Source organism: Peterkaempfera podocarpi, from assembly GCF_042466665.1.
In the GTDB taxonomy this organism is placed as follows: Bacteria; Actinomycetota; Actinomycetes; order Streptomycetales; family Streptomycetaceae; genus Peterkaempfera; species Peterkaempfera podocarpi.
This window is the reverse complement of sequence record NZ_CP162102.1, coordinates 2674453-2693651: the sequence shown is the minus strand read 5'-3', so window position 1 is coordinate 2693651 and position 19199 is coordinate 2674453. Positions and strand designations below refer to the sequence as shown.

The 19199-nt window shown below is 72.0% G+C and carries 16 protein-coding genes and 1 pseudogene; 11 read left to right on the top strand and 6 right to left on the bottom strand.

The features are described from left to right. Positions 1–45 precede the first annotated feature (45 nt). Positions 46–2547 carry a glycoside hydrolase family 9 protein gene (locus AB0761_RS11775; RefSeq protein WP_377268928.1) on the bottom strand — a complete coding sequence of 834 codons (2502 nt, stop codon included), beginning with the start codon at positions 2545–2547 and terminating at the stop codon, positions 46–48. A 220-nt stretch (positions 2548–2767) separates the two neighbouring features. On the opposite strand from AB0761_RS11775, the gene AB0761_RS11770 reads away from it, so the two are divergent. The 6 genes from AB0761_RS11770 to AB0761_RS11745 all read left to right on the top strand — a co-directional run bounded on the left by AB0761_RS11770 (position 2768) and on the right by AB0761_RS11745 (position 8405). Next, positions 2768–4102 carry a hypothetical protein gene (locus tag AB0761_RS11770; RefSeq protein WP_377268927.1) on the top strand — a complete coding sequence of 445 codons (1335 nt, stop codon included), beginning with the start codon at positions 2768–2770 and terminating at the stop codon, positions 4100–4102. Between the two features lie 208 nt (positions 4103–4310). Next, a complete protein-coding gene (gene gap / locus AB0761_RS11765) occupies positions 4311–5315 on the top strand; it encodes a type I glyceraldehyde-3-phosphate dehydrogenase (RefSeq protein ID WP_055587571.1) in 1005 nt (334 codons plus the stop codon). Positions 5316–5493: 178 nt separating this feature from the next. After that, positions 5494–6699 carry a phosphoglycerate kinase gene (locus AB0761_RS11760; protein WP_377268926.1) on the top strand — a complete coding sequence of 402 codons (1206 nt, stop codon included), beginning with the start codon at positions 5494–5496 and terminating at the stop codon, positions 6697–6699. A 6-nt stretch (positions 6700–6705) separates the two neighbouring features. Then, the gene (gene tpiA, locus AB0761_RS11755) at positions 6706–7497 is read left to right on the top strand and encodes a triose-phosphate isomerase (RefSeq protein WP_377268925.1); all 792 of its coding nucleotides are present in this window, start codon (positions 6706–6708) and stop codon (positions 7495–7497) included. 98 nt (positions 7498–7595) lie between these two features. Further along, entirely contained in the window at positions 7596–7829 is a 234-nt protein-coding gene (gene secG / locus AB0761_RS11750; protein ID WP_377268924.1) for a preprotein translocase subunit SecG, read from the top strand. A 288-nt stretch (positions 7830–8117) separates the two neighbouring features. Next, the gene (locus tag AB0761_RS11745) at positions 8118–8405 is read left to right on the top strand and encodes an RNA polymerase-binding protein RbpA (protein WP_229759216.1); all 288 of its coding nucleotides are present in this window, start codon (positions 8118–8120) and stop codon (positions 8403–8405) included. A gap of 269 nt (positions 8406–8674) precedes the next feature. Here AB0761_RS11745 and AB0761_RS11740 read toward each other — a convergent pair whose 3' ends face one another. Beyond that, entirely contained in the window at positions 8675–9943 is a 1269-nt protein-coding gene (locus AB0761_RS11740; protein ID WP_377268923.1) for a pyridoxal phosphate-dependent aminotransferase, read from the bottom strand. A gap of 337 nt (positions 9944–10280) precedes the next feature. Here AB0761_RS11740 and AB0761_RS11735 point away from each other — a divergent pair. Beyond that, positions 10281–11072: pseudogene (locus tag AB0761_RS11735) on the top strand (nitrate- and nitrite sensing domain-containing protein); the annotation flags it as partial. Between the two features lie 228 nt (positions 11073–11300). Here AB0761_RS11735 and AB0761_RS11730 read toward each other — a convergent pair. Beyond that, positions 11301–11660, bottom strand: a complete 360-nt coding sequence (locus AB0761_RS11730; protein WP_377268922.1) for a hypothetical protein — start codon at positions 11658–11660, stop codon at positions 11301–11303. Between the two features lie 7 nt (positions 11661–11667). On the opposite strand from AB0761_RS11730, the gene AB0761_RS11725 reads away from it, so the two are divergent. The 4 genes from AB0761_RS11725 (at position 11668) to pgi (ending at position 15465) form a co-directional block, all read left to right on the top strand. After that, entirely contained in the window at positions 11668–12717 is a 1050-nt protein-coding gene (locus AB0761_RS11725; RefSeq protein WP_377268921.1) for an ATP-binding protein, read from the top strand. Next, on the top strand, positions 12714–13130 hold the full coding sequence (locus tag AB0761_RS11720; RefSeq protein WP_377274029.1) for a roadblock/LC7 domain-containing protein: 417 nt from the start codon (positions 12714–12716) through the stop codon (positions 13128–13130). Before AB0761_RS11725 ends, AB0761_RS11720 begins: the two co-directional genes overlap by 4 nt. A 14-nt stretch (positions 13131–13144) precedes the next feature. Next, positions 13145–13522 (top strand): DUF742 domain-containing protein, encoded by a 378-nt coding sequence (locus AB0761_RS11715; RefSeq protein WP_377274028.1) that lies wholly within the window; start codon positions 13145–13147, stop codon positions 13520–13522. Between the two features lie 284 nt (positions 13523–13806). Then, a complete protein-coding gene (gene pgi / locus AB0761_RS11710; RefSeq protein WP_377268920.1) occupies positions 13807–15465 on the top strand; it encodes a glucose-6-phosphate isomerase in 1659 nt (552 codons plus the stop codon). Between the two features lie 285 nt (positions 15466–15750). Here pgi and pgl read toward each other — a convergent pair whose 3' ends face one another. From pgl to zwf, 3 genes are read right to left on the bottom strand one after another with little or no spacing between them, the layout of a single operon-like run. Continuing rightward, entirely contained in the window at positions 15751–16530 is a 780-nt protein-coding gene (gene pgl / locus AB0761_RS11705; protein WP_377268919.1) for a 6-phosphogluconolactonase, read from the bottom strand. Further along, on the bottom strand, positions 16527–17618 hold the full coding sequence (opcA, locus tag AB0761_RS11700; RefSeq protein WP_377268918.1) for a glucose-6-phosphate dehydrogenase assembly protein OpcA: 1092 nt from the start codon (positions 17616–17618) through the stop codon (positions 16527–16529). The genes pgl and opcA overlap by 4 nt, the downstream gene beginning before the upstream one ends. Further along, positions 17615–19162, bottom strand: coding sequence for a glucose-6-phosphate dehydrogenase (gene zwf / locus AB0761_RS11695; protein WP_377268917.1), 1548 nt, complete (start codon positions 19160–19162; stop codon positions 17615–17617). Before zwf ends, opcA begins: the two co-directional genes overlap by 4 nt. Between the last annotated feature and the right edge of the window lie 37 nt (positions 19163–19199).

Genomic DNA, 19199 nt, shown 5'->3' with positions numbered 1-19199 from the left:
CGGCCCGGCCTGCACCCTGTCAGGCCGGGCCGCTCTCGGGGCAGGTCAGGTGCAGGTTCTGCCGTTGACGGTGAAGGCCGTCGGGGTGCCGGCGGTGGCGCCGGAGGCCTGGAAGCCGAAGGAGGCGGTGGCACCCGGCGCAATGGCCGCGTTGTAGCCGCTGTCCTTGGCAGTGACGGTGCTGCCGCTCTGGGTCACGGCGGCGTTCCAGGCGTTGGTGATCTGCTCCGAGCCTTTGAAGGAGAAGCCGACCGTCCATCCGTTGAGCGCGGTGGATCCGGTGTTCTTCACCGTGACGTCAGCGGTGAAGCCGCTGCCCCAGGAGCTGCCGACGGTGTAGGTCACCGCACAGGAGCCGGCGGTACCGGTCGGCGTGGGCGTGGGCGTGGGCGTGGGCGTGGGCGTGGGCGTGGGCGTCGGGGTGGGCGTGGGCGTCGGAGTAGGAGTGGGCGTGGGCGTCGGGGTGGGCGTCGGCGTCGGGGTGGACGTCGGCGTCGGCGTCGGAGTAGGAGTGGGCGTCGGCGTGGGGGTCGGCGTCGGGCTGCCGGTCGGCAGGGAGCCGTCCGGTGTGGCACCCCACTGCACGGCGGCACCGTCCAGCAGCACCACATCGGCCGCGTCCACCGGCGTGGAGCCGGGGGTGGTGGAGATGCCCTGGTAGGACCAGTCGTTGGTGGGGTCCCAGGCACCCGAGGAGGCGATCCGGAACTGGACCTCCTTGCGGTACACGGACTGGCCCGCCGGGGCGATGCTGGTGTTCGAGCAGTCCACGGTGACGTAGTAGACGCTGTCCTTGAACTGCGTCGGACCGGAGACGGCGCCGCACTGGTTGTAGTTGGTGGTGAGGGTGATCTGGCTGGGGCTGACGCCCGGCTCCAGGGTGAAGTAGTAGCGCAGCGAGGCGTGGTTCAGCGCCCGCGCCGGCCAGGCCGACTTGTTGATCAGGTAGGCCTTGATCTCGGTGAAGTTGGTGCCCGCGGCATTGACCGAGGCCTGCACCGACATCTCCGGGCCGTCCGGGGTCTCCTTGGCGGGGAAGCTCGCCAGCGGACTGCCTCCGTACTCGGAGTAGAGCCGGGCGAGTGCGCCGGTGAGGCCGGAGTTGTAGTCGTCCGCGACCTCGTTGTCGGTGTAGTTGCTGCGGTCGTCGGTGTACTGGTCGTCCGCGGAGCTGGGCCCGCCGACCAGGGCGCCGTAGAGGGTGTGCCGGGTGTTGACCGGGTTGGTGAGCTGGTCGGTCCAGGAGCCGTGGGCGGTGCGGTGGTGCGGGTTCTGCGGCGGGCTGGCACCGAAGCCGATCATGTAACTGGACTTGCGGGGGTTGTCGCCCAGCGCATAGTTGATCTGCCGTACCGCGAAGTCGTGGTAACGGGCCTTGCGGGTGTCGTCGCCGGTCAGCCAGTCCGAGTAGACCAGCGCGGCGAAGGAGGTGTTGGCCGCGTAGCGCAGCGAACCCCAGGAGTCCAGCACGGCCTCGCCGCCCGGAGAGTAGTTGACCTTGCTGCCGTTCACACCCACGGTCCACCAGTCGAGCCAGCGGTCGGCGTCGTCGATGTACTGCTGCTTGCCCGTGAGCTGGGCCAGCAGCACATAGCAGCCATAGGACTTGTCGTCCCAGGCCAGCGTCCACTTGTAGGAGCGGGTGGTGGTCTGCGGCTCGGTGGAGAGGTTGGCGTAGTAGGACTCCGCCTTGGACAGGTAGGAGGCGTCCCCGGTGGCCTTGTAGAGCCAGATGGCGCCCCACACCAGCTCGTCGTTGTAGCCGCTCCAGGAGTTGTAGTAGCCCTGGGCGTCGCTGATGCAGTCGCTGTACTTGCCGCGGTAGGTGTCGGCGAAGGAGTAGAGCTGCTTGGCGTGGGTGAGCAGGGTCTGCGCATACGTCGGGTCGCTGTCGGCGAAGACCATCGAGGAGGAGGCCATCGCGGCGGCCGTCTCACCTGCCAGGTCGGAGCCGGGGCAGGAGGCGTCGATCTTGTATGCGGGGCGGGCCATCGGCATCACCTCGGCCGGACCCCACCAGGCGTGGTCCGTGGACCCGTTGCCGACCTGTCCGTAGAGGACATTGGGGGAGGGGTTGGCCTTGATGAAGTAGTCGTTGACCCAGCGCAGGCTGTTCTTGAGGTACTGCATCTGCCCGGAGGAGGTGTACGCCTGCTTCTCGGCGATGCCGCCCCAGGCCAGCAGGGTGGTGGAGGCGGCCATGGGGAGGCCGAACTTCACATGGTCGCCGGCGTCGTACCAACCGCCGGTGAGGTCCAGGCCGACGTCCTTGCCGTCGTTGAGCCCGGAGTCGCCGCGCCAGGAGACGCGGTTGGTGGTGGGCAGCTTGCCGGACTGCTGGGCCTCGTAGAAGAAGAGCGACTTCTGCAGCGCCTCACCGTAGTTGAAGGTGGTGGCGGCCGCGGCGGGGGTGGTGAGGCGGATCGGCAGCAGTACGCCGGCGGCGAGCGCGCCGACCAGGGCGAGCCCGGCGAGGCGGCGGCGTCGGGCCGGTCGCGGCGGAGGGGCGGTGGTGTGCGGCGGGTGATGCCGGTCGGCGCGTGGCATGGGCGTCCTTCCCGTACGGTGCGCGGACCCGGCGCACGGCGCCGGGGGTGGGGGGAATGGGCACGGGCGGGCAGCGGATGCCACTGTCCGGAGCATGGGAGCGCTCCCAAATACAGCGTGCTCGATGATGACGCCACCCTGGAGGGGTGTCAATGCATCGGACGGCCAAGCGGCACCGTCCGGGAGGACTCGGCGACGGCCCGCTGGGTAGCGGACCGCTATGAGCACCAAACGGCCGATCCTGCTGTGGGCGCTGCTGCTCGCCGTCGCGGCCGCGCTACTCGGTCCGGTGGGCACGGCCCGCTCCGCGACCGGGATCGACGAGGTCGCCGCGGCACTGCGGCACAACCCCGTCTATGTCGACCCCGCGGCCCCCGCCCAGGTCTCACCGGCCGACGCAGCGGCGCTCGCCGACCGGATCAGAGCCGGCGGGGTGCCGATCTTTGTCGCGGTGCTGCCGGCCGACCCGGCCTACGGCGGCAACGCCGTCTTCGACCGGCTGCGGACGGCGGTGGGGCGCCCGGGCGTCTATGCGGTCGCCCTGGGGCAGCGCTTCGGTGCCGCCTCCGACTCCTCGGTGCTGCCCGGCGGCACGGCGCAGCGCCTGGCACAGCGCAATGTGCAGGACCACCCCGGTGACCCCGCCGCGATCCTGGACGGCTTTGTCGCCGACGTGGGCGCGGCGAGTGCGGCCCGCCCGGCACACGGCGGCGGGGGCGGTACCGGGCTGCTGGTCGGCGTGGTGGTGGTGCTGGCCGTCGTCGGATCCGGACTGCTGCTGGTCCGCAGCCGCGCCCGCCGCCGGCGCAGCCGCCAGGAGCAGGCCGAGCTGGAGCAGGTGCGGGCCGCCGTGGACGAGGACATCACCACCTACGGCGAGAGCCTCGACCGGCTGGACTTCGACCCCGGCGACCGTGCGGCCACCCCGGAGATGCTGGACGACTACCGCAACGCGCTGGACGCCTATGAACGCGCCAAGCAGGCCCAGGCGGCGGCAGCCCGCCCGCAGGACGTACGCGCGGTGACCGAGGCGCTGGAGGAGGGCCGCTTCGCGCTGGCCCGGCTGGATGCCCGTCGTGCGGGCCGCGCCCTGCCCGAGCGCCGGCCGCCCTGCTTCTTCGACCCCCGCCACGGACCCTCGGTGCGGGACGCCGAGTGGGCCCCGCCGGGAGGGGCGGTCCGTGCCGTGCCGGTGTGCGCGGCGGACGCGGCGCGGCTCGCGGACGGCCTGGACCCCGCGGTGCGCACCGTCCCCACAGCCGCCGGCCGGGTGCCCTACTGGGACGCGGGCCCGGCCTACGCCCCGTGGACGGCAGGCTACTTCGGCGGTTACGGCTCGATGCTGCTGCCCGGTCTGCTGGCGGGGACCCTGCTCGGCAGCAGCCTGGGCGGCCCCGGCGGCTACGGCGGGTGGGACGCGCCCGGCGGCTTCGGCGGAGGCTTCGGCGACAGCGGTGGTGACGACTTCTCGGGTGGTTTCGGCGGCGACGACACGGGTGGTGGCGGCGACTTCGGCGGCGGCTTCGGAGGTGGTGACTCCGGCGGCAACTTCTGATCCGGGTGCGCCCCCAGAGCATCCATGGGTGGTCGAACGAGCGGCCGGTGGTGTGGCCCCGATGGCCTCCGATGCCCGCCAGACGGGGCCCTCGCCCTGCCCGCGTGTGCTGGCGGACACCCGGGCGAGGTAGGGTCGTACTCGGTCGGGGACATCCCAATCCACCCCGTCGGCTTAGCGTCCGGCGTACCTCAGAGGAGATCGGTTCGTGACGATCCGGGTAGGCATCAACGGGTTCGGCCGCATCGGCCGCAACTTCTTCCGTGCGGCACTGGCCCAGGGCGCGGACATCGAGATCGTCGGTGTCAACGACCTGACCGACAACGCGACCCTGGCGCACCTGCTCAAGTACGACACCATTCTGGGCCGCCTCAACGCCGAGGTCACCCACTCCGGCGACTCCATCACCGTCGGTGGCAAGACCTTCAAGGCCATCGCCGAGCGTGACCCGGCCGCCCTCCCGTGGGGCGAGCTCGGCGCGGACATCGTGATCGAGTCGACCGGTATCTTCACCAAGGCGGAGGCTGCAAAGAAGCACGTCGCCGCCGGTGCCAAGAAGGTCATCATCTCGGCGCCCGCCTCCGACGAGGACATCACCATCGTGATGGGCGTCAACGAGGACAAGTACGACGCCGCCAAGCACACCATCATCTCCAACGCCTCGTGCACCACCAACTGCGTGGCGCCGATGGCCAAGGTGCTGCTGGAGAACTTCGGCATCGTCAAGGGCCTGATGACCACGGTCCACGCGTACACCAACGACCAGGTCATCCTGGACTTCCCGCACAAGGACCTGCGCCGCGCCCGCGCCGCCGCGCAGAACATCATCCCCACCTCGACCGGTGCCGCCAAGGCGACCTCGCTGGTCATCCCCGAGCTCAAGGGCAAGCTGGACGGCATCGCCATGCGCGTCCCGGTCCCCACCGGCTCGGTCACCGACCTGGTGGTCACCCTGGAGCGCGAGGTCACCAAGGACGAGGTCAACGCGGCCTTCCAGAAGGCCGCCGAGGGCGCGCTCAAGGGCATCCTGGCCTACAGCACGGACCCGATCGTGTCCTCGGACATCGTGAACGAGCCCGTCTCCTGCACCTTCGACTCGCCGCTCACCATGGCCCAGGGCAACCAGGTCAAGGTCGTCGGCTGGTACGACAACGAGTGGGGCTACTCCAACCGTCTGGTCGACCTGGCCGGCTACATCGGCGAGCGGCTCTGACTGCCGCGGGCTGACGAGATGTGAGGGACAGGGTCCGGACGGCGCGCATCGCGCCCGTCCGGACCCTGTCCCCTGTCCCGCCCGCACCGCGGGCGCACCCTCTGCGCGTAGTTGCCACCGGCGGCCCGCCGCAGCGCCGCCGACCTGCTCCACCGTCCCCACCCAGGAGACCTCCACCGTGAAGACCATCGACGACCTGGACGTCGCCGGCCGACGGGTGTTCGTCCGTGCCGACCTCAACGTCCCGCTCTCCGGTGAGACGATCACCGACGACGGCCGGATCCGCGCCGTCGCCCCGACCATCGCCAAGCTGGCCCAGTCCGGCGCCAAGGTGATCGTCGCCTCCCACCTGGGCCGTCCCAAGGGCGCCCCGGACCCGCAGTACTCGCTGGCCCCGGTCGCGCGCCGGCTGGCCGAACTGCTCGGCCGCGACGTGGCCTTCGCCACCGACACCGTGGGCGAGAGCGCCCGGGCCACCGTCGCCGAGCTGGGCGACGGACAGGTCGCCCTGCTGGAGAACCTGCGCTTCAACGCCGGTGAGACCAGCAAGGACGACGCCGAGCGCGGCGCCTTCGCGGACGCCCTGGCCGCTCTGGCGGACCGCTACGTCGGCGACGGCTTCGGCGCCGTGCACCGCAAGCACGCCTCGGTCTACGACCTCCCGGCCCGGCTGCCGCACGCCGCCGGCCAGCTGATCGCCACCGAGGTCGGGGTGCTCAAGCGGCTCACCGAGGAGGTATCCCGCCCGTACGCGGTGGTCCTCGGCGGCTCCAAGGTCTCCGACAAGATCGGCGTGATCGAGAACCTGCTGGACAAGGCCGACCGCATCCTGATCGGCGGCGGCATGGTCTTCACCTTCCTCAAGGCCAAGGGCTACGAGGTCGGCTCCAGCCTGCTGCAGGAGGACCAGATCCCGGTCGTCCAGGAGTACCTGGAGCGGGCCGAGAAGGCCGGCGTGGAGTTCGTCCTCCCCGTCGACGTCGCCGTCTCCGGCTCCTTCCCCGACGTCAAGACCGGCGCCCCGGTGGCGGACTTCGAGGTCGTCCCGGCCGACGCGATGCCCGAGGGCAAGCTCGGGCTGGACATCGGCCCGGAGAGCGGCCGGCTGTTCGCCGCCAAGCTCGCCGACGCCGCCACGGTGTTCTGGAACGGCCCGATGGGCGTCTTCGAGCACCCGGCCTTCGCCGAGGGCACCAAGGCCGTCGCGCAGGGCCTGCTCGACAGCCCGGCCTTCACCGTGGTCGGCGGCGGGGACTCCGCCGCGGCCGTCCGCACCCTGGGCTTCGACGAGACGAAGTTCGGGCACATCTCGACGGGCGGCGGTGCCAGCCTCGAGTACCTCGAGGGCAAGACGCTTCCCGGCCTCGCCGCACTGGAGGACTGAACCGATATGAGCGAGACCACTCGCACCCCGCTGATGGCGGGCAACTGGAAGATGAACCTCAACCACCTCGAGGCCATCGCGCACGTCCAGAAGCTCGCCTTCGCCCTCACCGACAAGGACTACGAGGCGGTCGAGGTCGCGGTGCTGCCGCCGTTCACCGACCTGCGCTCGGTGCAGACGCTGGTCGACGGCGACAAGCTGAAGATCCGCTACGGCGCCCAGGACATCTCCGCCCATGACTCCGGTGCCTACACCGGCGACATCTCCGGGCCGATGCTGGCCAAGCTGAAGTGCACCTATGTGGCCATCGGCCACTCGGAGCGCCGCCAGTACCACGGCGAGGACGACCAGGTCGTCAACGTCAAGGTCAAGGCCGCCTTCCGCAACGGCATCGTGCCGATCCTCTGTGTGGGCGAGGGCCTGGACGTCCGCAAGGCCGGGGAGCAGGTGCCCTTCACCCTGGCCCAGGTCGACGGCGCGCTGGCGGGCATCCCGGCCTCCGACGCCGAGCAGATCGTGATCGCCTACGAGCCGGTGTGGGCGATCGGCACCGGCGAGGTGGCCACCCCCGAGGACGCCCAGGAGGTCTGCGGTGCCATCCGCGCCCGCCTGGCCGAGCTCTACGACGCGGACCTCGCGAACAAGGTCCGGGTCCTGTACGGCGGTTCGTGCAAGTCCTCCAACGCCCCCGGGATCATGGCCAAGCCCGATGTGGACGGTGCCCTGATCGGCGGAGCGGCGCTGGACGCCGAGGACTTCGTCAAGATCGTGCGCTTTCGCGACCAGGCGGTAGGCTGACCGCTGTCGGCTGCCATAGGGTGCCTGTGACATTGTGACGGGGCCGGACCCAGCGCGGTCCGGCCCCTTCCTACCGGAACGAGAGAGTTGGTCCCGTCGTGATCCTCGGGTTCTCGATCGCGCTGATCGTGTTCAGCATGCTGATGATCCTCCTGGTGCTGCTGCACAAGGGGAAGGGCGGCGGCCTGTCCGACATGTTCGGTGGCGGCATGTCCTCCTCCATCGGCGGCTCCTCGGTGGCCGAGCGCAACCTGGACCGCATCACCATCGTGCTGGGGATCTGCTGGTTCGCCTGCATCGTGGTGCTGACGCTGCTGCTGAAGTACAAGTAGCACACCGGCCTTTGACGGCCGAAGACTGACGGGTGGTCTGTTGCCCGCCTATCCTGGTCGGAGGCCTGCCCCCCGCCGGTGGCTTCGCCGTCCCCTGGAGGGGGTGCGGACGTACCGTCCGCTCCTCCGTACACTGGGACGACCTCGCTGCCGTCCAGCGGTCGCCCGCCTGCCGCACGGGCCCGGTCTCGCGGGGAGTCGGCCGAGATTGGATCGCACCAGAGCGCAGGGAGTCAGACCGTGGCAAGTGGCAACGCCATCCGTGGCAGCAGGGTCGGGGCCGGGCCGATGGGTGAAGCGGAGCGCGGCGAGTCCGCGCCGCGGATCCGCATCTCCTTCTGGTGCGCCAACCAGCACGAGACGCGCCCCAGTTTCGCCTCCGACGCGGCCGTCCCCGAGACCTGGGACTGCCCCCGCTGCGGCTTCCCGGCCGGCCAGGACCAGGACAACCCCCCGGCCCCGCCGCGCACCGAGCCGTACAAGACGCACCTCGCCTATGTCCGCGAGCGGCGCAGCGACGCCGACGGCGAGGCGATCCTCGCCGAGGCGCTGGCCAAGCTCCGCGGCGAGATCTGAGCGGAGCCTCCCGGGCACATCCCCTCACCATGTGTCCGACATCCGCAGGGACCGACATCCACAGGGACCGGAGCCCGTCCGGCACGGGCGGTCCCGCACACCCGGGGCGCGGGGGCGGCGTGGTCGACCAGGCACCCGGAGTGCCGAGCCCGCGGACCCCGTGACCCCGGGTGGCGCACGACCGGGCGGCCGGGCCCCTGCGCGCGCCGGCGTGCAGCCGGTCGCGCCGTTCCCCGTACCGGTGTGCCGGTGCCCGGCGGGCGTCCGGGTCAGCCGATCGGGTAGGGCGGCAGAGCCGCCATGGGCATCTGCCGGACCGCGATCTGCGGTACCGCGACCTGCGGCAGCACCCCCGGGGGGAGCTGGGCCGGCATCGGCGGTGCCGACGGCAGTGGTGCGGTGGGCCAGCCCGGAGCGGCCCCGGAGCCGTAGAGCACGGCGAAGAGGCCGGCCACCAGCCGCTGCTGGTCGTCGACCGGCCGTACCACCAGTCGCAGGAAGCGGCTGCTCATCCCCAGCTTGTTGCCGCATTCGCGGATGAAGACGCCGTGCTCGGCGAAGAGCGCGTCACGCAGCCTGCTCCCGTCGGCGCCCTCCGGCAGCCGGGTGAGCAGGAAGTTGGCCTGCGAGGGCAGCACACCCAGTCCGGGCACCGCCTGGAGGTTCTGGAACATCGCCCGGCGGTCGCGGGCGACGATGCGCAGGCTCTCCCGGTACTCCGCCATGTGGTCGCGGAGCAGGAAGACCATGGCCTCCGCGAAGGAGTTGAGGTTCCAGCGCGGCAGTGCGTTGCGGATCGTCCCGGCGAGTGCGGGGTTGGCCACCAGGTAGCCGAAGCGCACCCCGTGCAGACCGAAGTTCTTGCCGAGGCTCTTCAGCACCACTGCATTGGGCCGCAGCACCGCCTGGTCGGCGACGGAGGGCGCCGGTTCCGCGTCGGTGAAGTCGATGAAGGACTCGTCCACCACCACCAGGTCCAGATCGGCCAGGCTGTCCAGCAGCCGCAGCACCTCGCTGCGGGGCAGGTAGTTGCCGTCGGGGTTGTTGGGGTTGCAGATGACGGCGGCACGGGAGCCGCGCTGCCGAACAAAGCGGACGAAGGCGTCGACATCCATGCGGAAGCCGTCCTCCTCGCGCAGCAGGAACATGTCGACCCGCTTGCCGGTCTCCATCGGCTGGTCGGTCCAGCGGCCGAAGGTGGGCACCGGCACGGCGACGCTCTCCCGCACCAGCAGGCGGTCGATCCAGGTGATCAGCTCGGTGGAGCCGTTGCCCATGGCGACCGTCTGCGGATTGAGGCCGAGCGCCGCGCAGGCCTCGGCGGTGATGGCGGCGCTGTCGCTCGGGTAGTAGGTGAGGATGTCGACCATGCCCTGCCGTAGCTGCTCCAGCATCTCCGCGCTGGGGAAGTAGGGGTTGCAGGGGATGCAGAAGTCGACCAGGTCGGTACGCCGGCCGCGCAGCGCCCGCTGCAGCGCGAACCAGGACGGGCTGTGCGCGGCCTGGTGGAGCAGTGAGGTGTCGAGAGCCTGGGCCATGTCCGGGGTTCTCCTCCCGGGGGCGGGCAGCCGGCCCCCCGCTCCCGTCGGCGGACAGTGCGGGTTCCCCGGGACGGGAGCTGCTCCGGAGCCCGGCGTTCCCTACGCGCCCTGCCCGCTCCCGGTTCAGGGGGCGCGGCCCGGCTCCCGCACGCCGTCCTTCCGCTGCCACGCGTCGGCCGGTGCCCTGCACCGCTCCGCACCCGGCCGATGACCTTGCGAAGTGATCTGTGACAAATGAAGCTACTGGGCGGTCACTTCCGGCCTGTCGAGCGGTATCCTCCCCGTCCGACGCCTCGGTGCATCGCCGTGGCCCGCTGCTTTCGTGGGGGGAGCCATGCATCTGCCGTTCAGTGGTTCTACGGTGCGGGCCAGGATCATTCGGCTGGTACTGGTCCCGGTGGTCGCACTGCTGGCGCTCTGGTCGTTCGCCATGGTGTCGATGACCGGTGATCTGAGGGCCTTGATCCGGCTGGAGAGCGTCTACGAGTACTTCGGCACCCCGGTGGACACCGCCGTCGGCCAGGTCCAGATCGAGCGCCGCGACGCCGCCGAGTACCTCGCCTCCGGCGGCGGCCCGGTCTCCCTCGCCCGGCTGACCACCCAGCAGCACGCCACCGACGAGGCGGTGCGGGCCATGCGCGCCGTCGCCACCGACCGGGGCCGGCTGGGCGAGCTGACCGCCGAACAGCGCGACCGCCTCACCGCCGTGGTGACCGCGACCGACACCCTGACCGCGCTGCGCGCCCGGGTGGTGGGCCGCAGAACGACCTGGGACCGGGCGATCGCCGACTACAGCGCCGTGGTGGAGCCGGGCTTCGCCCTCCAGTCGGCGCTGACCGCGCTCCAGGCCGGACATCTCGCCCGTGAAGCGCAGAACGTCGTCGAGCTGGTGCGGGTCCGCGAGTATGTCTCCCGTATCGACGCCATGGGGACGGCCGCGGCCGCGGCGGGCCGCTTCACCACCGCCCAGTACCAGGCCTTCGCCGCGACCGTGGAGGACCGGCGGGTCTTCTACCGCACCTACGTCCCGGCGCTGCCGGCCGACTCCCGCAGCGGATTCCAGGCCTTCTCCCGCTCCTCGGACTACACCGCGCTGACCCGGGCCGAGAACGCGGTCCTCGCCGCGGGCCCCGACGGAGCCCGGGACGCCGTCGGCGGCGCGGCCTGGCGCGCCACCATGGACCACGCCCTACGCCGCTACATGCTGCTCTGCAGCGACGCGGCCCGTAACTCCGCCACCCGGGGGCGGGCCTTCGCCAAGGCCGAACTGGTCCGCGCGGGCACCGCCGGCGGCCTGGGCCTGCTGGCGGTCGGCCTCTCGGTGTGGTTCTCGGTCCGCACCGGACGCGGCATCTCACGCCGGCTGGGCGGACTCCGGGACGCCGCGGACCGGCTCGCCACCCGCCAACTCCCGGACGTGGTGAGCCGCCTGAGCACCGGTGAGCGGGTGGACGCGGCCGTCGAGGCGCCGCCGCTGGCCTTCGGCGGCGATGAGATCGGCCAGGTCGGCCTCGCCTTCAACGAGGCCCGCCGGGCCGCCGTGGAGGCAGCGGTGGAGCAGGCCCGGCTGCGCGGCGGCGTCTCGGCGGTCTTTCTGAACATCGCCCGGCGCAGCCAGGCGCTGGTGCACCGCCAGCTGAAGCTCGTCGACGCCATGGAGCGGCGCACCACCGACCCACGAGCTGGCGGACCTCTTCCGGATCGACCATCTCACCACCCGGATGCGCCGCCATGCGGAGAGCCTGATCATCCTCTCCGGTGCGGCACCGGGCCGGATGTGGCGCCGTCCGGTGCCGCTGGTGGAGGTGGTCGGCTCGGCGGTCGGCGAGGTGGAGGACTACACCCGGGTGGTGGTGCCGCCGATGCCGGAGGTCTCCGTCGTCGGTGCCGCGGTGGCCGATGTGATCCACCTGGTCGCCGAGCTGGTGGAGAACGCCACGGCCTTCTCGCCGCCGCAGACCCAGGTCACCATGCGGGCGGGGGCGGTGGCGCACGGCTTTGTGCTGGAGATCGACGACCGCGGGCTGGGCATGGACCCGGAGGAGCTGGCCGGGGCCAACCGGACCCTGACCCGGGCCGGGGAGGTCGACCTCACCAGGGCGGAGCGGCTGGGACTCTTCGTGGTGGGGCGGCTCGCCGACCGCCATGGCATCGAGGTCACGCTCTGCCGCTCGCCGTACGGAGGCACCACAGCGGTGGTCTTCCTCCCCGCGGCCGTCCTCGCCGAGGGCGCCGCCGCGGCGGCCCCGGCCGGTGCGGATCCCCTCGCGGCGGCGGACCCGTCGGCGCCGCACACTGCGGAGCGGGCGGCCGTGGAGCAGCCGGACGACACCCCGGCCAGGGTCCTGGCGGCCGTCCCCGCCACCTCCGCGGCCACCGGCACCCTGCCGAGGCGCGGCCCGCGGACGCAGCCGGCGGAGCCACCCGCGGCAGCCCTCCCCGGGGCCCCGTCAGCCGAGGCCCCGTCAATCGAGGCCCTGTCAATCGAGGCCCCGTCAGCCGAGGCGTCGGCGCTGCCCAGGAGGGTGCGTCAGGCAGGCCTCGCCCCGCAGCTGCGCGAGGCACCCGCCCCGTCCGTCCCGTCCGCTCCGTCCGCCGGGGCCGGCGGCGGCCAGGAGGTGACCCCGGAGCAGCTGGGAGCCGTCTTCGGAGCCTTCCAGCGCGGCCTGGTGCGGGGCCGCGGCGGAGAGCCGCCCCAGCAGCCCCGGCAGCCCGGAACCGATCAGGACACCCCCACCGCCGGCACCACCGAGGAGAGGGACGAGCCATGACCACCACCGACCCGGCCGGCGGGCTCGACTGGCTGCTGGAGGACCTGGTCGCCCGTACGGGGGAGGTCCGCCAGGCCGTGCTGCTCTCCGCCGACGGCCTCGCCACCGCCGCCTCCGCGGGGCTCGCCCAGGAGGACATCGACCATCTGGCGGCTCTCTGCTCCGGCTTCCACAGTCTCGCCAAGGGTGTCGGCAGCCAGTTCTCCGCCGGGGCCGTGCGGCAGACCATGGTGATGCTGGAGGACGCCTATCTGTTTGTCACCCCCGCCGGCGCCGGCAGTTGCCTCGCCGTGCTGTCCGATGCCGGCGCCGATGTGGGGCAGCTCGCCTATGAGATGTCACTGCTGGTCAAGCGGGCGGGGCGGCATCTGGGCACCCCGGTGCGGGCGACCCTGGCGCCGGACGGCGGGTGAGAGGGGCGATGACCCTGACCGACGACGGCTCCGGTACGCACTGGTTCGAGGACGAGGCCGGCCCGCTGATCCGCCCCTACACCTTCACCCGGGGCCGTACCCGGCCGGCCGGGGGCCATGAGATCGCGCTGATGTCGATGGTGGTGCGGGTACCGGATGCCGTGCTGCCCGCCCTGGACCATGCCCGCAGCACCCTGCTGCACCTGCTGGGAGCCGACCCGCGTCCGGTCGCGGAGCTGGCCGCCGACGCCGATCTGCCGCTCGGCGTGGTGCGGGTGCTGCTGGGCGATCTGCTGGACGCCGGCGCGGTGCGGATCTCCGCCCCGGCCGCCGGCCGCCGCCCGGACGCGGCGCTGCTGCGCGAGGTGGCCGAAGGACTGCGCCGGCTGTGACGCCGCGCAGTCGGCCCCGGGATTTCAGCCGCCGTTGAGGTTCCCGCAATCCGCAGGCGCCGCCTGGCGGTGTACGACTGGGGCCGCGCATCCCTGGTTCGGCCGCACAGCGGCCGGGCAGACGGCTCCTGACGGTCCGGGATCGATTAGTTTGGATCCTGCAGCCAGCAGGCCGACCGGGCTGACCAGGGACGACGGCGTCGCTGGCGGAGCGTCTCGAGGGCCCGCGCTCCGCTCCGGCCCGCCCCTGCGCGGCAGAGCCGATGACGAGGAGAAGTGGACGGATGTCCGACAAGAACATGCACGGCGGTACCCGGCTCGACCGGACCCCCGAATGGGCCGCGCTGGCCAAGCACCGCGAGGAGCTGGGGGACACGCATCTGCGCACCCTCTTCGCGGACGACCCGGGACGCGCCGAGCGGTACACCGTCCAGGTGGGCGACCTTCAGCTGGACTACGCCAAGCACCTGGTGACCGATGAGACGCTGCAGCTGCTGCGCGAACTCGCCCGGGCCCGCGGAGTGGCCGAGCTGCGCGACGCGATGTTCCGCGGCGAGAGGATCAACACCACCGAGAACCGCGCGGTGCTGCACACCGCGCTGCGCGCCCCCCGGGACGCCGTGGTCGAGGTGGACGGGGAGAACGTGGTCCCGGCCGTGCACGAGGTGCTGGACCGGATGTCCTCCTTCGCCGACGCGGTCCGCGGCGGCATGTGGGTCGGCCACACCGGACGGCGCATCAGGAATGTCGTCAACATCGGCATCGGCGGCTCCGACCTCGGCCCCGCGATGGCCTACGAGGCGCTGCGCCCCTTCACCGACCGCTCCCTGACCTTCCGTTTCGTCTCCAATGTGGACGGCGCCGACCTGCACGAGGCGGTCCACGACCTCAACCCGGAGGAGACCCTCTTCATCGTCTCCTCCAAGACCTTCACCACCATCGAGACCATCACCAACGCCACCGCCGCCCGCACGTGGCTGCTGGACGGCCTGGGCGGCGACGGCAGCGCGGTGGCCATGCACTTCGTGGCGGTCTCCACCAACGCCGAGGAGGTGGCGAAGTTCGGCATCGACACCACCAACATGTTCGGGTTCTGGGACTGGGTGGGCGGCCGCTACTCCTACGACTCCGCCATCGGCCTCTCGCTGATGATCGCCATCGGCCCGGACCGCTTCCGCGAGATGCTGGCCGGCTTCCACCTGGTCGACGAGCACTTCCGCACCGCCGCACCGGAGGCCAACGCCCCCCTGCTGATGGGCCTGCTGGGCGTCTGGTACGGGCAGTTCTTCGACTCCCAGGCGCACGCGGTGCTGCCGTACAGCCACTACCTCTCCCGCTTCACCGCCTACCTCCAGCAGCTGGACATGGAGTCCAACGGCAAGTCGGTGGACCGCGAGGGACGGGCCGTGGACTGGCAGACCGGCCCGGTGGTCTGGGGCACCCCCGGCACCAACGGCCAGCACGCCTACTACCAGCTGCTCCACCAGGGCACCAAGACCATCCCGGTGGACTTCATCGGCTTCGCCCGCCCGGTTGCCGAGCTCGGTGAACTGGCCGGACAGCACGACCTGCTGATGGCCAATCTCTTCGCCCAGGGCCAGGCGCTGGCCTTCGGCAAGACCTCCGAGGAGGTCGCCGCCGAGGGCGTCCCCGCGGAGCAGGTGCCGCACCGCACCTTCCGCGGCAACCACCCCTCCACCACCGTCCTCGCGGCGGAGCTCAGCCCCTCCGTGCTGGGCCAGCTGGTCGCCCTCTATGAGCACAAGGTGTTCGTCCAGGGCGCGATCTGGGGCATCAACTCCTTCGACCAGTGGGGCGTGGAGCTGGGCAAGGTGCTCGCCAAGCGCATCGAGCCCGCCCTCACCGAGGGCGCCGAGGTGCCCGGTCTGGACGCCTCCACCGCGGCCCTGGTGAACCGCTACCGCACCCTGCGCGGCCGCTGACACCCGGCCGTCCGGCAGTGCAGCCGGCCCCGCACCCCGGCACGGGGTGCGGGGCCGGTGCCGTACCGGGGACATCCCCGCGGGCGGTCCCGTCGATCCGGGTCGCGTACGGCCGGTGAACCGGCGTCCGACGACACCGCGCAGCACCGGGCCGGCGCCTGCCCCCGGCATCGGCCCCGGACCCGCTCGGGGGCATGCGCAGGGGCGCGGGGAGCCGCGCGGGCGACCGTGTGCCTCGGCGGAGGCTGGTCGCGCGGCTCCCCGCGCCCCAGGGCGGTGCACGGGTCAGGACGGCGGATAGAGCTCCGGGGGGATGTCGGCCGCCGCGGCCCGGTCCAGCAGCCACAGGGTGCGGCTGCGCCCATGGGCGCCGGAGGCCGGGGCCTGGATCTCCCCGGGTCCGGACAGGGCCAGCGCCACCGCGTCGGCCTTGTCCTCGCCGGCGGCCAGCATCCACACCTCACGGGCCGCCCGGATCGCGGGCAGGGTGAGCGAGATACGGGTCGGCGGGGGCTTGGGAGCGCCGTGCACACCCACCACGGTGCGCTCGGTCTCCCGCACCGCGGGGTGCTCCGGGAAGAGCGACGCCACATGGGTGTCCGGGCCCAGGCCCAGCAGCAGCACGTCGAACGAGGGCGCCGCGGCGTGGTCCTCCGGCCCGGCGGCCTCCGCCAGCTCCGCGGCGTACCGCTCGGCCGCGGCCTCGACGTTCTCCCCGTCGGGACCGTCGGCGGGGGGCATGGCGTGCACCCGCGACGGATCCAGCGGCACCAGGTCCAGCAGTGCCTCCCGGGCCTGGGTGACATTGCGCTCCGGATCGCCCTCCGGAAGGAAGCGCTCGTCGCCCCACCACAGGTCCAGCCGGGCCCAGTCCACCGCGTCGCGGGCGGGCGACGCGGCGATGGCGGAGAGCAGTGCATTGCCGTTGCGACCGCCCGTCAGCACCACCGAAGCGGTGCCGCGGGCGGCCTGCACATCCACGATATGCGTGATCAACCGGGCAGCTGCGGCCTCGGCCATCAGCTCCTTGTCCCGGTGGACCACGATCTGCGGAGGCAGCGTCACGACCCGCTCCGCTTGGTGCGCCGGGCGGACGCGGTCTTCTTGGCCGGGGCGCCGGTGACCTTGGCCGTCACCCTGGTGCCGGAGGCGGTCCCGGCGGCGCTGGTGGCCGCCTTGGCCGGCTTCGCCGGGGTGGCTGCCTCGGCCGCGAGGCCGGTCTGGCCGGGCTCCAGCAGCTTGTCCACCCCAGTGCGCACCGCGGAGGAGTAGATGTCGTCCGGGTCGAGCCGGCGCAGCTCCTCGGCGATCAGGTCGGCGGTCTCCCGCCGCTTGAGCGCCACCTGGCGGTCCGGCTGCGCAGGCATGCTGAGCGTGGCCATCAGCCCGTCGCCGCGGTCCAGCACCACATCGCCGCCCTCGGTGCGCAGCCGCACCGCGGTCAGCCCGGGGCCGTTGCTGACCACCCGCTCCACCGGGATCTTCAGCCGGTTGGCGAGCCACATCCCCAGCAGTTCCACGCTCGGGTTGTACGACTCGCCCTCCACCACGGCGGAGGTGACCCAGGCGCGGCGCTGGTCCATCGCGGCGGCCAGCATGGAGCGCCAGGGGGTGATCCGGGTCCAGGCCAGGTCGGTGTCGCCGGGGGTGTAGTTCTCCGCCCGGACGCCCAGGGCCTGCACCGGCGACTCGGCGGTGAGGGCGTCGGTGATCCGGCGCTGGGCAAGGGCGCCCAGCGGGTCGGCCGCCGGGTTCTCCGGGGCGTTCTCCGGCCACCAGACCACCACCGGGGCGTCCGGGAGCAGCAGCGGGAGCACCACCGACTGGGCGTGCTTGGCCAGCTCGCCGTGCAGGCGGAGCAGGACCGTCTCGCCGGTGCCGGAGTCGGAGCCCACCCGGATCTCGGCGTCGAGCCGGGTCTCCGCGCGTGCCCGGGGGGAGCGCCCGGGGCGCTTGATGACCGCGAGGATCCGGGAGGGGTGCTCCCGGGACGCCTCTGCGGCCGCCTTCAGCGCGTCGTAGGCGCTGCCCTCGTCGGTGACGACGACCAGGGTGAGGACCATGCCGATGGCGGCGGTGCCGATGGATCGGCGGGCCTCCGTCAGGGCACTGTTGATCTTGCTGGACGTGGTGTCCGTCAGGTCGGTCTTCATGGCCGCCGCCAGCTCCGTCCGTCTCGTGCGAGCATCTCGTCCGCCTCCTGGGGACCCCAGGTGCCCGCGGGGTACTCGGCCGGCCTGCCGTGCTTCTCCCAGTACTCCTCGATGGGGTCGAGGATGTTCCAGGAGAGCTCGACCTCCTGGTGGCGGGGGAAGAGGTTGGCGTCGCCGAGCAGCACGTCCAGGATGAGCCGCTCGTACGCCTCGGGGCTGGACTCGGTGAAGGACTCGCCGTAGGCGAAGTCCATGGTGACGTCGCGGACCTCCATGGCGGTGCCCGGCACCTTGGAGCCGAACCGCACGGTGACGCCCTCGTCCGGCTGCACCCGGATGACCAGGGCGTTCTGCCCCAGCTCCTCGGTCGCATAGGAGTCGAACGGCAGGTACGGGGCACGCTGGAAGACCACCGCGATCTCGGTGACCCGGCGGCCCAGCCGCTTGCCGGTGCGCAGATAGAACGGCACCCCGGCCCAGCGGCGGGTGTTGACCTCCAGCTTGACGGCGGCGTAGGTGTCGGTCTTGGAGTTGGGGTCGATGCCGTCCTCGTCCAGGTAACCGATCACCTCCTCGCCGCCCTGCCAGCCGTGGGTGTACTGGGCGCGCACGGTGTGCCTGCCCAGGTCCTCGGGCAGCCGGACGGCACCCAGCACCTTGATCTTCTCCGCGACCAGGGCGTCCGCCTCGAAGGAGGCGGGCTCCTCGATGGCGGTCAGGGCGAGGAGCTGCAACAGGTGGTTCTGGATGACGTCGCGCGCGGAGCCGATGCCGTCGTAGTAGCCGGCCCGGCCGCCGATGCCGATGTCCTCGGCCATGGTGATCTGGACATGGTCGACGTACGACCGGTTCCAGATCGGCTCGAACATGGTGTTGGCGAAGCGCAGCGCCAGGATGTTCTGGACCGTCTCCTTGCCCAGGTAGTGGTCGATCCGGAAGACCTCGTTGGGCGGGAAGACCTGGTGCACGACCTTGTTGAGCTCGCGTGCGGAGGCCAGGTCGTGGCCGAACGGCTTCTCGATCACCGCGCGGCGCCAGGAGCCCTCCGGCGGGTCGGCGAGCCCGTGCTTCTTCAGCTGCTCGACGACCTTGGGGAAGAACTTCGGCGGCACCGAGAGGTAGAAGGCGAAGTTGCCGCCGGTGCCCTGGGCCTTGTCCAGGTCCTGGATGGTGGCGCGCAGCGTGTCGAACGCCTCGTCGTCGTCGAACTCGCCGGGCACAAAGCGCATGCCCTTGGCCAGCTGCTGCCAGACCTCCTCACGGAAGGGGGTCCGGGCGTGCTCCTTGACGGCGTTGTGGACGACCTCGGCGAAGTCCTCGTCCGCCCAGTCGCGGCGGGCGAAGCCGACCAGGGAGAAGCCCGGGGGCAGCAGCCCCCGGTTCGCCAGGTCGTAGACCGCGGGCATCAGCTTCTTGCGCGACAGGTCGCCGGTGACGCCGAAGATGACCAGACCGGACGGCCCCGCGATGCGGGGAAGCCGCCGGTCGGCGGGGTCCCGCAGCGGGTTGCGCTGCGGGAGCCCTGCTGAATCTGACTTGCTCACTGGTGGTGGCCCCAATTCGTCAGACGGCTGTGGGGAG

Coding starts and splice junctions, on each gene's coding strand:
- AB0761_RS11775 (WP_377268928.1), bottom strand. CDS start 2,547: ATGCCACGCGCCGACCGGCATCACCCGCCGCACACCACCGCCCCTCCG.
- AB0761_RS11770 (WP_377268927.1), top strand. CDS start 2,768: ATGAGCACCAAACGGCCGATCCTGCTGTGGGCGCTGCTGCTCGCCGTC.
- tpiA (WP_377268925.1), top strand. CDS start 6,706: ATGAGCGAGACCACTCGCACCCCGCTGATGGCGGGCAACTGGAAGATG.
- AB0761_RS11745 (WP_229759216.1), top strand. CDS start 8,118: ATGGGTGAAGCGGAGCGCGGCGAGTCCGCGCCGCGGATCCGCATCTCC.
- AB0761_RS11740 (WP_377268923.1), bottom strand. CDS start 9,943: ATGGCCCAGGCTCTCGACACCTCACTGCTCCACCAGGCCGCGCACAGC.
- AB0761_RS11725 (WP_377268921.1), top strand. CDS start 11,668: ATGCGCCGCCATGCGGAGAGCCTGATCATCCTCTCCGGTGCGGCACCG.
- AB0761_RS11720 (WP_377274029.1), top strand. CDS start 12,714: ATGACCACCACCGACCCGGCCGGCGGGCTCGACTGGCTGCTGGAGGAC.
- pgi (WP_377268920.1), top strand. CDS start 13,807: ATGTCCGACAAGAACATGCACGGCGGTACCCGGCTCGACCGGACCCCC.
- opcA (WP_377268918.1), bottom strand. CDS start 17,618: ATGAAGACCGACCTGACGGACACCACGTCCAGCAAGATCAACAGTGCC.